The sequence below is a fragment of the Mycobacterium sp. NGS27 genome, from assembly GCF_059813005.1.
Map to the genome: position 1 here is coordinate 457,221 of NZ_JCALDT010000002.1, position 14,040 is coordinate 471,260.

Annotated in this window: 15 protein-coding genes; 7 read left to right on the forward strand and 8 right to left on the reverse strand. The window is 67.2% G+C overall.

What is annotated here, in order from left to right; genetic code table 11:
* Positions 1 to 36: 36 nt before the first annotated feature.
* From AC5Y30_RS06775 to AC5Y30_RS06785, 3 genes are all read right to left on the reverse strand, one after another.
* Positions 37 to 1,239 carry a PPE domain-containing protein gene (locus AC5Y30_RS06775; protein WP_499917317.1) on the reverse strand — a complete coding sequence of 401 codons (1,203 nt, stop codon included), beginning with the start codon at positions 1,237 to 1,239 and terminating at the stop codon, positions 37 to 39.
* A gap of 40 nt (positions 1,240 to 1,279) precedes the next feature.
* The gene (locus AC5Y30_RS06780; RefSeq protein WP_499917318.1) at positions 1,280 to 1,591 is read right to left on the reverse strand and encodes a PE domain-containing protein; all 312 of its coding nucleotides are present in this window, start codon (positions 1,589 to 1,591) and stop codon (positions 1,280 to 1,282) included.
* A gap of 436 nt (positions 1,592 to 2,027) precedes the next feature.
* Positions 2,028 to 3,356, reverse strand: a complete 1,329-nt coding sequence (locus tag AC5Y30_RS06785) for an ATP-binding protein (protein WP_499917664.1) — start codon at positions 3,354 to 3,356, stop codon at positions 2,028 to 2,030.
* Between the two features lie 224 nt (positions 3,357 to 3,580).
* Here AC5Y30_RS06785 and AC5Y30_RS06790 point away from each other — a divergent pair, with 224 nt between their 5' ends.
* From AC5Y30_RS06790 to AC5Y30_RS06800, 3 genes are read left to right on the forward strand one after another with little or no spacing between them, the layout of a single operon-like run.
* The gene (locus AC5Y30_RS06790) at positions 3,581 to 4,183 is read left to right on the forward strand and encodes a TetR/AcrR family transcriptional regulator (protein WP_499917665.1); all 603 of its coding nucleotides are present in this window, start codon (positions 3,581 to 3,583) and stop codon (positions 4,181 to 4,183) included.
* 27 nt (positions 4,184 to 4,210) lie between these two features.
* Positions 4,211 to 5,422 (forward strand): acyl-CoA dehydrogenase family protein, encoded by a 1,212-nt coding sequence (locus AC5Y30_RS06795; protein WP_499917319.1) that lies wholly within the window; start codon positions 4,211 to 4,213, stop codon positions 5,420 to 5,422.
* Between the two features lie 51 nt (positions 5,423 to 5,473).
* A complete protein-coding gene (locus AC5Y30_RS06800) occupies positions 5,474 to 6,691 on the forward strand; it encodes a GNAT family N-acetyltransferase (RefSeq protein ID WP_499917320.1) in 1,218 nt (405 codons plus the stop codon).
* A 23-nt stretch (positions 6,692 to 6,714) separates the two neighbouring features.
* Here the strand turns inward: AC5Y30_RS06800 and AC5Y30_RS06805 are convergent, their stop codons facing one another.
* The gene (locus AC5Y30_RS06805; RefSeq protein ID WP_499917321.1) at positions 6,715 to 7,695 is read right to left on the reverse strand and encodes an alpha/beta fold hydrolase; all 981 of its coding nucleotides are present in this window, start codon (positions 7,693 to 7,695) and stop codon (positions 6,715 to 6,717) included.
* A gap of 99 nt (positions 7,696 to 7,794) precedes the next feature.
* Between AC5Y30_RS06805 and AC5Y30_RS06810 the strand changes: the two genes are divergently transcribed.
* Positions 7,795 to 8,463, forward strand: a complete 669-nt coding sequence (locus tag AC5Y30_RS06810) for a DUF998 domain-containing protein (RefSeq protein ID WP_499917322.1) — start codon at positions 7,795 to 7,797, stop codon at positions 8,461 to 8,463.
* 59 nt (positions 8,464 to 8,522) lie between these two features.
* On the opposite strand, the gene AC5Y30_RS06815 is transcribed toward AC5Y30_RS06810, so the two are convergent.
* Complete coding sequence (locus tag AC5Y30_RS06815) at positions 8,523 to 8,804, reverse strand: hypothetical protein (protein WP_067357681.1); 282 nt, start codon at positions 8,802 to 8,804, stop codon at positions 8,523 to 8,525.
* A gap of 234 nt (positions 8,805 to 9,038) precedes the next feature.
* Between AC5Y30_RS06815 and AC5Y30_RS06820 the strand changes: the two genes are divergently transcribed.
* Positions 9,039 to 10,265 carry an MFS transporter gene (locus AC5Y30_RS06820; RefSeq protein ID WP_499917323.1) on the forward strand — a complete coding sequence of 409 codons (1,227 nt, stop codon included), beginning with the start codon at positions 9,039 to 9,041 and terminating at the stop codon, positions 10,263 to 10,265.
* 17 nt (positions 10,266 to 10,282) lie between these two features.
* On the opposite strand, the gene AC5Y30_RS06825 is transcribed toward AC5Y30_RS06820, so the two are convergent.
* Both AC5Y30_RS06825 and AC5Y30_RS06830 read right to left on the reverse strand, forming a co-directional pair.
* Positions 10,283 to 11,320 (reverse strand): LLM class F420-dependent oxidoreductase, encoded by a 1,038-nt coding sequence (locus tag AC5Y30_RS06825; protein ID WP_499917324.1) that lies wholly within the window; start codon positions 11,318 to 11,320, stop codon positions 10,283 to 10,285.
* An 11-nt stretch (positions 11,321 to 11,331) separates the two neighbouring features.
* A complete protein-coding gene (locus AC5Y30_RS06830) occupies positions 11,332 to 11,754 on the reverse strand; it encodes a nuclear transport factor 2 family protein (protein WP_499917325.1) in 423 nt (140 codons plus the stop codon).
* Between the two features lie 119 nt (positions 11,755 to 11,873).
* On the opposite strand from AC5Y30_RS06830, the gene AC5Y30_RS06835 reads away from it, so the two are divergent.
* Positions 11,874 to 12,479 (forward strand): PadR family transcriptional regulator, encoded by a 606-nt coding sequence (locus AC5Y30_RS06835; RefSeq protein ID WP_499917326.1) that lies wholly within the window; start codon positions 11,874 to 11,876, stop codon positions 12,477 to 12,479.
* Between the two features lie 51 nt (positions 12,480 to 12,530).
* Positions 12,531 to 13,286 (forward strand): haloacid dehalogenase type II, encoded by a 756-nt coding sequence (locus AC5Y30_RS06840; protein WP_499917327.1) that lies wholly within the window; start codon positions 12,531 to 12,533, stop codon positions 13,284 to 13,286.
* Here the strand turns inward: AC5Y30_RS06840 and AC5Y30_RS06845 are convergent, their stop codons facing one another.
* Entirely contained in the window at positions 13,287 to 14,006 is a 720-nt protein-coding gene (locus AC5Y30_RS06845; RefSeq protein ID WP_499917328.1) for an NUDIX hydrolase, read from the reverse strand.
* Between the last annotated feature and the right edge of the window lie 34 nt (positions 14,007 to 14,040).

The window sequence follows — 14,040 nt, forward strand, 5'->3', positions numbered from 1 at the left end:
CTAATTGGACCTGTCGATTCACCTTTCACCAGTGGTTCACACTCGGGCGTCGACGACTCGCACGGTCGTGGGCTGGTCGGCTTTGTCACGCGAGCCGCGGTCGCTTCCCGCCCCGTGACCCACGGGCATACCGCCCATCGGGGCACCGCCCATCGACGTCGTCTGCGGTCGCATGGCCTCGGCGCCCAAGGCCCCGGCCGGCCGCAGCCCTACCGGCCGGCCGCCGGTCGCGGGCTCGAAGGCGCTGACCGGACGGGTGAAACTGGTTGCGGGCATGCCGGCGCCACCCAGGGACGCGCCGCCGCCGGCCCCGGCCTCCGCCGCGGACAGTCCGGTGGTGGCCGAGACCGCCGAGACGGCCGGCGCCGCTCCGCCCATGCCCATGGCGCCGGGATTGGCGAACATGCCCATCAGCGGCTGAATCATCTGCATCGGCGCCTGCATCATCTGCATCGGCGCCTGCATCATCTGCATCGGGGCCTGCATCACCTGCGGGACCGCTCCCATCAGTTGCTGCGCCGGTTGCATCAGCGTGCTGGCCTGGCTCATGAAGTCCTGCCCACCCGAGGCGGCCTGACCGGCCCCCTGCGTCCCGGTCTGGGCGCCCTGGAAGGCGGCGCGCATGCCGTCGCCGGCCCCCTGCTCCGCCGCCGACTCGCCGACCGCCGCCGCCGCTTGCGCGGGCGCGGCCGGCGATGCGCCCATGGATGCGATCGGCGGAGGGATGGTGAGGCTTTGCGACAGGGCCGTCAGGATCGTTCCGTAGCTGGCGCCGACCGCGGAGTTGTTCGGCCACATCGACCCGAAGTATTCGAGCTCCAGCGACGTGATGCGTGGGGTCAACGCGCCGAGGACCAGCGGGTTGATGCCGTAGTCGGCGGCGGTCTCGGTGCGGTTGCCGATGCATTCGGGAGCGGGGCGCATCGAGCCGTACGCCATCTGGTACGCCGAGACCGCAGTCGACACCACCGCCGGCTTGACGTCGACCCAGCCGGCCAGCCCGTGCAGCGACGCGTTCAGCGCGGTCGCGTTGGCAGCCGAGGCCAACGAACCCGAGCCCGTCCAGCTCGCCGACGTCGCGACGGTGTTGATCGTTGACGCGATGCTGGAGCCGTGATGGGTGGCCGCCAAGGCAGTCCAGGCGGCCTGGTTCGCCAGGTGGGTGATGACGCCGGCCCCCGCCTTGAGCAGCATGTCGTTTTCCTCAGGCGTACGCGCAGCCCATCCCGGATCGGCCATGCGTACTTCCCCCCTTAATGCCTCGCTGGGAACCTGGTGACTAAGCCCCGATTGCCATCGTCAAGCTGCGCATGAGCTCCGTGACGACGTACGTGCTCGAGGCGATGCTCTGCGTGCCGGCGAACAGGCCGCGCTGGGCGGCGTGCTCAGACACTACGCCCAGGTAGCTGCCGCCGCAGGCGTTAAGCGCCGCCGCGAACATGGCCGAGTCCGGATCGCCGCCCATCGGCAGCACACCGAGCAGAACGGGCGCGGCAGCCGAAGCCGCCGCCTCGGTCTCCGCGCTGATCGCCGTCTCGGCGCCGGCCGACGCCAGCACCGCCTCTGACTGCACCGACGTGACAGGACCCATGATTTCCCTCCGAACGCTCAACCCAAATCCGGGTGCTTGGGGCCATAGTGTAATGGGATTTCGGTGATCGTGTTATTCACTCCGGTCGGGACCGGCTTAGGCCGCAGGATTTTGTTTAGCGGCGCCGGCTCCAAGCGTGAAAGTACTGGATTACCAAAAGGAGTCGGTGATAACCTCAGCCGCCTCTCAGGACTCGGCTGTCACAAAGGCACCTCGGTTACCTGGTGCGCCCGGGTCACGGCCTTTGCGAGCGTCGCGGAAGGCGACGGCATAACGCTGCGAGTTTGATGCCGAATGTCCCTACGAAAAGGCCGCTGGTAATTGCGGGGCTATTGCCGAAGATCGGCATAGCCAATGCCCGGGGCGCGCCTGTTTTTCGGCGTCCCGATGGGAACTTTTTCGGCCTGAAATAACGGCGGCGCCCAGCTATCCGCCGCTATGCCGGACCGCGCCCATCGCCGGCCAGCCGCAACAACAACCGGGTGCCTCCGAGCGGACTGGTCTGCAATGCCGCTGTGCCGCCGTGCAATTCGGCCTGTTGGGCGACCAGCGCCAGGCCCAGCCCCGAGCCCGATCGGGACGCCGTCGAGCCTCGGGTGAACCGTTCGAAGACGGTGGCGCGTTCGCATTCGGGGACACCGGTGCCGTCGTCGTCGATGGTGATCTCGACGCCCTCGCCGGAACTGCCAACGGCCAGCAGGATTTTGCGGGCATTCCCATGCTTGACGGCGTTGGCGAGCGCGTTGTCGATCACTAGCCGCAGCCCGGTGGGCAATCCGATCATCAACACCGTCGGCGAGGGCACCAGCGACACGTCCACGTCGGGGTAGATGCGGAGTGCGTCGTGCGCGGCACGGTCCAACAGCTCGGTGATGTCGAACGGGACGAAATCGTCGACGGTCGTCAGCTCACCCTGGGCCAGCCGCTCGAGCGCGGTCAGTGTCGCCTCGATGCGGCTCTGGGTGCGAATGACGTCGCCGATGACCTCGTGACGCTGCTCGAGCGGCAGATCCAGGGTGGACAGCACCTCCAGGTTGGTGCGCATGGCGGTCAACGGGGTGCGCAGCTCGTGGGAGGCGACCGCGGCGAAGTCGCGGGCCGATTCGAGCGCGGCCTTGGTGCGCTGCTGCTCCTTGCCGATGCGGGCCAGCATTCCCTCGACCGCTTCGGCGATCTCCACGGCCTCGCGCACGCCGCGAACCTGAACCTCGTCGGGGCTCGACTGGGCGTTGATCGCGCGGGCCTGTTGGGCCAGCAGCAGGAATGGATTGACCATGATCAACGAGATCACCCAGCCCACGACGACGGTGCCGCCGATCACGCTGGCACAGATCAGCAGCACCCGTAGGTGCAGTTCGTTGATCCGGTGCTGAGCTTCGGCCAGCGGAGCGGCCAGCGCGATGGAGGCGGGGCCCGCTGTGAAGGTGCGGACGCGGTACTGCACCCCGTTGATGGTGGTGTTGGCATAGCCGTCGGGAAGCCGGGGCAACACGATGCTGTTGGGCACCGACACGGTCACGCCGCCGATGCGGGCGGTGCGCACCAGGTTGCCATCCGGCGCGGGGCGGTCCGGGTTGGTGTGCTCCGCGTTGTTGAGCAGGCTGCTGATGTCACCCAGGCTGCTGACCGAATCGAGCCGCCGATCGAGCTGGCTGTATTGATCGTTGGTCACCCCCACCCACACCCAGGTGCCCAGCAGCACAACGAGGGTCATCACCGATATGGCGGCGACGATGACGATCGTGCGCAGCGACAGCACCCGCATGGGCAGCTGCACGCGCGGTAGGACGCGGATGTCAGGCTCCTTCGGTGGTGCTGATCGTTGGTCAACCAACCTGAGTACAACCCTCACAGCAGTACCGGTCCGGCGCGATCAAGCGCGGTGGCGTTTCGCAAGAATTTAACGCCAGCCGCCTCGCCACCTCCTCCGCCACGTGCTTGAACCCGCCCGATTTTGCCGTGACCAGGGTGAGTGAGTACTCTCTCACCATGCTCGCCTCCGGCCGTGACCGATTGCTGTCGGCGGCGCTGCGGCTCTTTGCCGCCAAGGGCTACGCGGCGACGTCGGTGGCCGACATCCAGCGGGAATCGGGCCTGGCGCCCGGCTCGGGCGCGCTCTACAAGCACTTCGGCTCCAAGCGCGAGCTTCTCGAGGCGGCGGTGGCGCACCGCATCGACAGCATCGTGGCCGCGCGAGAGGAATACGACGCTGGACAACCGGGCAGCGTTGAGCGGGCGGTGCGCATCGCCGGCGAGCTGATCTGGAGCAACCTCAAACAGAGCGAAGATCTGCTCAAGGTCATGCTGCGTGAACCCGACGAGCTCGGTGATCTCGACGAAAAAACGTGGCAGGTCATCACCGACAACGCCTACCAACGCTTCGCCGACGAACTGTCGGCATTAAACCGGTCCGGCCGCACCAGCATTCCCGATCCCGAAGCGGCCGCGGCGGTCGCGATCGGATCGCTGTCGTACGCCGCGACTCTGCAGGCCCTCACCGGCCGCCTGCCCGGAAACACCGATGAAGAGCGATATTTCGAGGCGTGGGTCAACCAAACGGTCAGCGTTCTCAACCAATACCGAAACCGTTAATACGCAACCTATTTCAGGAGCACAGCTGTGACATTTTCACTGCAACTGTCCGACGACGTGATCGAGGTGCGCGACTGGGTGCACAAGTTCGCGGCCGACATCATCCGTCCGGCCGCGGCCGAGTGGGACGAACGGGAGGAAACGCCGTGGCCGGTGATCCAGGAAGCCGCAAAGGTCGGCCTGTATTCCCCCGACTTCTTCGCGCAGCAGGCGGCCGAGCCCACCGGCCTGGGCATGCTGACCGCGTTCGAGGAGATGTTCTGGGGTGACGCGGGCATCGCGCTGTCCATCATGGGCACCGGCCTGGCCGCAGCGGCGTTGGCGGGCAACGGAACTCCCGAACAGCTGGGGCGCTGGCTGCCCGAAATGTTCGGTACGGCCGACGAGCCCAAGCTCGGCGCCTTCTGCTCGTCGGAGCCCGACGCGGGTTCTGATGTCGGCGGCATCCGCACCCGCGCTCGCTTCGACGAGGCGACCAACGAGTGGGTGCTCAACGGCACCAAGACCTGGGCCACCAACGGCGGCATCGCCAACGTGCACATCGTGGTGGCCTCCGTCTATCCCGAACTCGGCACCCGCGGGCAGGCGAGCTTCGTCATCGGGCCGGACACCAAAGGTCTTGCGCAGGGCCAGAAATTCAAGAAGCACGGCATTCGGGCGTCGCACACCGCCGAGGTGGTGCTCGACAACGTCCGGCTGCCCGAGGACGCCATCCTCGGCGGCCGGGAGAAGTTCGAGGCGCGGATCGCCCGGGTCAAGTCCGGTGCCTCCACGGGTGGCCAGGCGGCCATGAAGACCTTCGAGCGCACCCGGCCCACCGTCGGGGCGATGGCCGTCGGCGTGGGGCGGGCCGCTTACGAGTACGCACTCGACTATGCCTGCCAGCGTGAGCAATTCGGCCGCAAGATCGGCGAATTCCAAGCGGTGGCGTTCAAGCTGGCGGACATGAAGAGCCGCATCGACGCGGCCCGCCTGCTGGTGTGGCGGGCCGGCTGGATGGCGCGCAACAACCAGAACTTCGACTCGGCGGAGGGCTCGATGGCCAAGCTGATCGCGAGCGAGGCCGCGGTCTACGTCACCGACGAGGCCATCCAGATCCTTGGTGGCAACGGCTACACCCGCGACTACCCCGTGGAGCGCATGCACCGCGACGCGAAGATCTTCACGATCTTCGAGGGCACCAGTGAGATCCAGCGGTTGGTGATTTCGCGGGCGGTGACCGGGCTGCCGATCCGTTAGCAGGCGCGCAATTCGGGTGACCCGACGCGCAGGGCGCGTCATGATGGCCGAATGACCACCGAGATCCGGGTCCTGGACACCGACGACGACCTGGTCGCCGCGGCTCAACTGTTCCGCACCGCGATGGTGGGCCTGCCGCCCGTGCAGAACCTGCCGCCCGGCCAGATCACCAAGCTGTTCGAGCCCGGGCGCACCGTCGGCGCGTTCGTCGACGGACAACTCGTCGGCACCGCGGATGCTGTGACGAGCAGCCTGACACTTCCAGGCGGAGCCGCCGTGGGCCACGCCGCGGTAACCCACATCGGCGTCTTGCCGTCGTTCACCCGGCGGGGGGTCGCCACCGAATTGATCCGTCACCAGCTCCGCGACGTCGCGGCGCGTGGCGAGGTCGTCGCGTCGCTGCGGGCGTCGGAGGCCACCATCTATGAGCGGTATGGCTACGGGGTGGCGAGTCGCTTCCAGAGCGTGGAGGTTACGACCGCGCGGGCGGCGTTTCGCCCCGGGGTCGGCCCGGGTGGCCCGGTGCGGTTGCTCGGCACGGCCGAAGTCTGGGACATTCTGCCCCGCGTCTACGACGCCAACCGCCCGTCGCGTCCCGGAACCATCGACCGCCCTGGGGTGTGGTGGGAGAGCACGCGGCGCCGAGCCGAATCCTCCTCGGGGGCTTGGTATGTCGCCGCACATGGCGAACCGGGCGCCGAGACCGGTTTCGCCCGCTACCGGCCGATCGGCACCGAAAATTGGTTCGTCAGCGACCAACGCACCGTCGTGGTCGAGGATTTCTTCGCGCCGTCCGCCGACGCCTATCTCGGGTTGCTGCGTTTTCTGCTCGGCCTGGATCTAGTTGACCGAGTGCAGTTTTGGATGCTGCCGATCGACGACGTGTTGCCGTGGCTGTTCGTCGATTGTCGGGCGGCGAAGGTCACCGCTGTGCACGACGAAACGTGGCTGCGAGTCATCGATGTCCCGCGTGCGCTGACGGCACGATCCTATGTCGGCGGCGGGACGGTGACTATCGCGGTGAATGACCCATTGCTGTCGACGAATTCGGTGAGCTTCTCGATCAGCGGCGCCGGCGCCGAACCGACAAGCCGGCACGCCGACATCCGCGTCGGGATCGCGGGGCTTGGGGCCGCGCTGCTCGGCGGCACGAGCTGGCGCAGCCTTACCGCGGCCGGGCTGGCCCGCGCCGACGATCCGGTGGCGCTGAATGTGGCCGATGAACTGTTCGCGGTGCCCGAAGCGCCGCATGCCGGGACGTTCTTCTGAGCGGAGCCGGCGCACGGCTGCGGTCATCGGGACGTTTCCGACCTCTGCATCACCAGACGTACACCGGCCGCGACCAGATCGGGCTGGTGGATCTGGATGAAATGGTCGCTGCCGGTCGCGATCAGGTGCGGTGTCTGCGGGCGCAGCGCAATCAGATCCGCCGATGCCTCTCGCCACGCCTGCTCCAATTTCCCGCTCTGCTCCGGCGAGACGGTGCCGGGAACCGCAAACGGTTCAGTCCTGGTCAGCACGACGGCGGGGACCGCCGGTAAGGCGGGGGCCGCGCCGACCTGGGCGACGCTCTTGTCGATGTCGATCTCCTCAAACGACGGCGCATTCGCGAACTGGGGCAACGGCTGGTCCAACGCCTGGCGGTAGGTCGGCCAGTCCGATCCCATCAGGTCCGGTATCTCGACCGGAAAGGCGTCGACGAACGCCAGCGCCCGCACCTGGTCGGGATATGTTTGGGCGTACAGCCGAATGAACAGCCCGCCCAGCGAGTGCCCGACCAGGACGTACGGGCCGGGAAGACGGGCGGCGGCGAGTAGCGCATGCAGATCCTGGACAACGTCTTGGGCGCTGCGTGGCATCGCCACCGGCGAACTGCGGTCGGTGATGCTGGGTGGATCGGCATAGCGCAGGGTGCCGGGCCGGTCGTAGGCGCAGACGCGGTGGTCCGCGGCCAGCGACGGCAGCACGGCCGGACCCGTTGCCGGCGCAGCGGTGTCGGACTGACTCCACGGATCCGAGGAGTTGTGATATCCCGACTCCAAAATGACTGTGGGCCCGCCCTTTCCGAGGCACTTGAGATACAGGTGCCGGCCGTTGCCGATGTCGATAGGGCCCGCGAACTCGCCGCCTGCGGCCGGCGAGCTGGGGTTGTGCGCCGGTGCGGCGCATCCCACCAGCCCGATCAGCGCGAGAGTCGACAGACATCGGCGAACGCCCGCGGCGGCACGCTTCGGATAGGCCGCGCTTCTCAAGTTCTCCCGCACTGCACGCATCGCGTTATTGTGCGGGTAAGCCGGCCCCACGTGAAAACATTGGCGCCAATATGAAAGCGGCCGGCCCTTACCGGTCCCGCCGGGAAGGAGTCGCCCAACGTGGCCAGCGCGCGCGGAGCAGCCCTGTGGGTCGTGGCGGCCATCGGTTACCTGGTCCTCGAGGCGGTCGCCGCGGCGGGCTTCGAGCCCGCCTACAGCTATGCCCGCGACTACATCAGCGATCTCGGCCTCCCCAGCGGCAGGCTGGTCCGCGGACGGACGGTCTACTCACCACGGGGGTATTTGATACACGCGGCGTTCTATTTGCAGGGCATCCTGTTCCTGCTCGGCGCGTCACTGATCGTGGGGGTGCCCGACAACCGAAGGGCCAGGGTGTTTTTGGGTGTCGTCGCCGGGAATGCTGTCGGTAACGTCGTGATCGGTACGGTGCACAGCGGCACGGTGCACGTCGACGGCGCCGCGCTGGCGATTCTTGGGGGCAACGCCGCCATCTTGACCGGACCCGATGCGATCGCGGCACTCGCCGAGTGCCGTTGGTACCGCTTGGCTTCCAAAGTGCTTGCGGCCCTAGGGTTTTCTTCCATCGCTATGCTGATGGTCGATTCCGCGACGGCGAAGACGGTGCTGCTGCCCGGCGGCGTATGGGAGCGCGGCAGCGTGTACTCGATCATCGCCTGGCAGTTGCTCACCGCCGCCTGTCTGCTGACGCGAACTACCCGCGCCGCCACACGATCCGGGTCTCCGCGGCCCCCAAGGGCCCATCGGTGAGCTTGCCCAAGCAGGCAACAGCGCGATGGCCAACGGCATCACGGTCGGTGCGGCCGCCGTCAGCCGTGCGGTGCCTCGGAGATCTTGGTGTCGGGCTTGCCGAGTGTCTGGCAGTACGTCATCGCCGAAAGCCGCGTTGCGGAGATCTCCACATTGCTCGGGTCGGCGCCGTTCTTGTCCTTGAGCATCTTGCTGACTTCGTCGTTCTGCTTCTTCTCGTCCTGGGTGGTGAAATCTTTGCACTTCGTGTCGCCACCGGTGTTGATGACCTGTGAGGCCGAACACGCGCTGGACAGCAAGACGGAGATCGCGATCGTGGCTGCCGCAATGTACTTCATCATTTGCCTTCCTGGGTGCGAGTAGTGGTATCAGTAGACCAAATCGCCTGATTTCAAACCCCGAAGCGAGCCCCGCACCGGTGATCGCCGTGTTTGCAGGCGGGCGCCGGGCCGGCGGTGTCGCGCCGACGCAGCGATGCGATCACCCCCAGCGGGAATAACAGCCCCGGTGGCGTCGCGTTCTATCATCGTCGGTCGGCCACGCACACACCTCGAGTTTGGGAATGGAGAACCTTCGTGACCTCGTCGAATGTGCGCACCGGCAACGATGGCATCAAGCGGTCGGCGGGCGAGCCCGCGGGCGACCGGGCGCTGTTTGCCAGCGTGTTGGCACTGCTGCTGGCCACCGGGTGGGTCGCCAATCACTTCGTCGGGTTGATGCCGGTGATCAGTGACAGCGAGCACCTCAGCACGGCCACGCTCGACGGGATCTTCGGCATCTACGCCGTCGGGCTGTTGCCGGGGTTGCTCGTCGGTGGCCGCGTGTCGGACTCGCTCGGGCGCCGGTCGGTCGCGGTGACGGGTTCGGCCGCCGCGCTGGTGGGCACGGCGGTGATGCTGCTGTCCCAGCACACGGGCGCCCTGCTGCTGGGTCGGCTGGTCGTCGGGATCGGTGTGGGCCTCGCCATCAGTTCGTGCACCGCGTGGGCATCGGATCTGCGCGGCCCCGCCGGTGCCGCAACCGCCGGGGCGGTGCTGACGGCCGGTTTCGCCCTCGGCCCGTTCGCCGGCGGGTTCATTGTGTGGGCCGGACGATCCGGCATCGGAGTCTCCTTCGGTGTGGCCGCAGCCATTCTCATGTTGGCGACGTTCGCGGTCGTCGGCGCGGCCCGACGCACCGAAGCGGCGGCGCCGGCCACGAACGACGACTCGGGCCGGACCGCCCCGGCCGCACCCGCGGGGCGAGCATTCAGCCGGGCGCTGAGCTGGGCCATGCCGCTTGCGCCGTGGGTATATGCCTCGGCGACACTGGGATTCGTCACGATCCCCACCCGGCTACACACCGCGCTCGCGGCTCCGATGGCGGCGGGCACGGCCACCCTGCTCGTCAACGGTGTCAGCGGTGTCGTTCAGGTACTGGCCCGCGCGCTGCGGTGGGGGCCCCAGGCCGGTACTGCGGGTGCGGTGCTGGCCGCGTTCGGCTACGCGGTGGCCGCGATGGCGCCGCCCACTCTGAGCCCGGCATTGGGGTTCCCCCTCCTGCTTGTCCTCGGCTGCGCCTCGGGTCTCTGCCTGCGCGAAGGATTGATCGACCTGGAGGCCGCGGCCCCACCGCACCTGCGCGGCGCCCTGACCGGAGTGTTCTATGTCGTCACGTATGTCGGCTTCGCGCTTCCGCTGATCTTGGCCACCGTCGGCTCCGCGGCCTCGGTGGTGATCCTTTCCGCGATGGCACTGCTTGCCTCGGCGGCAGCGGTAACCAGAGCGGTGCGGCTACGCCGGGATAGCCACCGGCAACACTGAATTGGCGCCACCGGCGATCAAACGAGTTCGCGCAGCGTCTCGATCAGCTTGACCCGTTCGCCCGTGGTGGATGCGATGGGTGCCACGTTGAGGGTGGTTACCCCCGCCTCACGGAACGCCGCCAGACGTTCCTTGACGAACTCGCGGCTACCGATCAGGTTGACGTCTCGCACCAGATCATCGGGCACGACCTTGGCGGCGCCGTCTTTGTCACCGGCCAGATACAGCTCCTGAATCCGGTCGGCTTGGGGACCGTAGCCGTATTTGGTGGCCAGGGCGTGGTAGAAATTCTTACCCTTGGCGCCCATTCCGCCGATGTAGAGCGCCAGGTGCGGCTTGACGAATTCCCTTAGCGGCTCGACATTTTCGCCGATCGCCAGCACGGGTCCGGCGTAGATGTCGAGGTCGCCGAGGTCGGGATCGCGCTTGGCCCGGCCGGCGGCCAGGGCATCCCCCCACACCTGGTGCGCCCGCTCCGGCAGATAGAAGATGGGTTGCCAGCCCTCGGCGATCTCGGCCGCCAGTTCGACGTTCTTCGGCCCCAGCGCGGCAACCAGTATCGGAATGCGCTCGCGGACAGGCTGATTGATCAGCTTGAGCGGCTTGCCCAGCCCGGTTCCCCGGTCGGCGGGCAGCGGGATCGTGTAGTGCTTGCCCCGGTGTTGCACGGTCTCGCGCCGCCACACCTGGCGGCAGATGTCGATGACCTCGCGGGTCCGCCCGATCGGCGCGTCGTAGGGAACACCGTGGAAGCCCTCGATGACCTGTGGGCCGGAGGCGCCCAGGCCGAGGGTGAACCGGCCGTCGGAGACGTAGTCCAGGCCGGCTGCGGTCATCGCGGTCAGGGTGGGCGTGCGGGTGTAGAGCTGCAGAATGCCCGAGGCGAGCCCTACCCGTTCGGTGCTCGCGGCCAGATAGCCCAGCGCGCTCACCGCGTCGAACGAATACGCCTCGGGGACAAAGACTATGTCCAATCCGGCCTTTTCCAGATCGGCCACTTCGGCGGCCACGTCCTTGAAACCGCCGGCATAATTGACGCTCAGTCCAATCCGCATGGTCATTACTTCTACGCGGTACCGGATTGATTGGCCAATTCGAGCGCCTCCTCCTGGATGCGCCCGAACTGCGCGCCCATCGCTTCGGACAGTGCCGTCGCGCCCGACAACGGCCGCACCATCACCATGAAGTCGTCGATGAGACCGTCGTCGTCGAAGTGCAGGAAGTCACAGCCGGTGATCTTCACCCCCGGCGCCCCGGCGATACCGGTCTCGAACACGAAGGCGTGATCGCGACCGCCGGGGTCGTGGATCTCGCGGACGTAGCGGAAGTCTTCGAAGATTCGCAATACACCTCGCAGGATCGCGGCGGTGATCGGCTTGCCGACATAGGGCTTGAACGCCACCGGGCTGGTGAAGACCACGCCGTCGGCCAACATCGCCTGGATGCCCTTCTCATCGCGCTCTTCGACGGCTTTGCGGAACGGGTGCATCGCGACCTCGCATAGTCAACTAGTTGAGTAGGTGGATTAGACGCTAGGTCGCGCGGCGTTCGATGTCCAGAGTGCGATTGGTCACTTTGTTGAATAATCGCGCGTTATAGTATCGACCGATGTCGCTGCGTGACGCGGTGTTGGCCGCCCTCCTCGAGGGCGAATCGTCCGGATACGACCTGGCGAAAGAATTCGACGCCTCGGTCGCCAACTTCTGGCCGGCCACCCCGCAACAGCTGTATCGCGAACTCGACCGGCTGGCCGGGCAAGGCCTCATCCAGGCCCGCGTCGTGCGGCAGGAACGCCGGCCCAACAAGCGCATGTTCTCGCTGACCGAGGCCGGGCGTGACGCGATCCGGCAGTTCACGGCCAAGGCGCCGAAGCCGTCCGTCATCCGCGACGAATTGCTGGTCAAGGTCCAAGCCAGCGACGCCGGAGACCTCGACGCGGTCCGCGGATTCGTTCGCGAACGGCTGGACTGGGCAGTGGCCAAAGTGCAGCGCTACGAACGGCTGCGGGAGCGCGTGCTCGACGGGCGCACCGAGGACGAGTACCTTACCGAGTCCGAGCGAGTCGGCCCTTACCTGACGCTGATGCGCGGAATCTCGTTCGAGGAGGAGAACATTCGATGGGCCGAACGCGCGCTGGACATCGTCGAACGTCGTCTGACGGCCGGCGGTGCGCGCGCCGGGCGTTCACGGCGCCGGGCTGCTCCCCGCCGGTGAGTTCGCGAAGGGATTCAGCGGTCGCCGCCGAACGCGACGCTAGTCTGAGGAATGGCCGAATACCGATCGCCCTCGACCGGCCGGGCAATACGCGCCGTTTTATTCGATACCTTTGGAACGGTCGTCGACTGGCGTTCCGGAATCGCCGCCTCAGTGCGCGACTTCGCGCGGCGCCACCGTCTCAGCATCGACCCCGGGGAGTTCGCGCTGGAATGGCGGAGCAGGTACCTGCCCTCGATGTCCGAGATCCTTTCGGGCCGTCGCGAATTCGTGTCGCTGGACGTACTGCACAAAGAAAACCTGCTTGCGTCGTTCGAGAAGTTCTCCATCGCTGCCGAAGCGCTGCCGGGTGCCGAGGTGGAGGCGCTGGCCCGGTCGTGGCGCTGGCTGCCGCCGTGGCCGGATAGCGTCGACGGGATTGCGGCCATGAAGCGGCACGTCATCGTCGGGCCGCTGTCCAACGGGAACACCGGGCTGCTGGTCGATATGGCGAAATACGCCGGTCTGCCATGGGATGTGGTGCTCGGTTCCGATGTCGGCAAAACCTACAAGCCCGATCCGCGCGCCTACCAAACCCCCGCACGTCTGCTCGGTCTGGAACCGGGTGAAGTGATGCTGGTGGCCGCGCATCCCACCGATCTCGAGGCGGCCCAGAACAGCGGCCTGGCCACCGGTTTCGTCTCCCGGCCGCAGGAATACGGGCTCAGCGGCGATCCATACCCCGAACCCACCGGCGCCTTCGACGTCTCGGGCGCATCGCTAATCGAGTTGGCCAACTTGCTGTTCGGTGCGCTTGGCCAACGCTAGCTACTTCCACGCAAAAACCGGCTGTTCCAACTCGTCGACCGGATCGGTTCGCCCTTCCAGACACAGCCAACGCAGCTGCAGCAGTACGGCGCCGGTCGGCGCGTGAATGAGGTCGTTTCCCAGCGGGATCTGCACCACCGGTCGCGGGCTCTCCGGAATCGTGATGAACCGTGGCGAGTCGTCACGCTGCAGTTCGTGTAGGCCGACCCGATAAACGGCCACCACCTCGTCGGGCGCGGGGCAAAGCTCCAGCCGCCCTCCTCCCCACAGCACGACGGGGGTGATCACGTACCCGGATCGGGTGGGATAGTCGTCGAGCAACCCGAGCACGGTCGAATCGGACAGCTCGACGCCGACCTCCTCAAGCAGTTCCCGCCGCGCCGCGTCGACCGCCGTCTCGCCCGGATCGAGGCGCCCGCCCGGTAGCGCCCACTGCGCCGCGTGCGAACTGAGACGAGATGCCCTGCGGCACAGTAAAAACGCGGCGCCGCCGGATACGTCGACCATGCGCCCGTCCAGATGGGCGGCGGGCACCGGACGTCCGGCATTCCACTCGTCGACCGGCACCGGATCGACCCGGTCCTCCCCGACTTCCGAATCGACCAGTACCACCGCGACGGCGGCGTGCCGCTTCGTCGGATCGGTGACAACGCGGCGGTGGTGGCCGGCCAGATTGTTCCGGATCCGCTCGCGCAAAGGCTGGTCATAAGGGATGGTCACCACTCGAGCCTAAGCTGAGGCGCTGCCGGTGCCG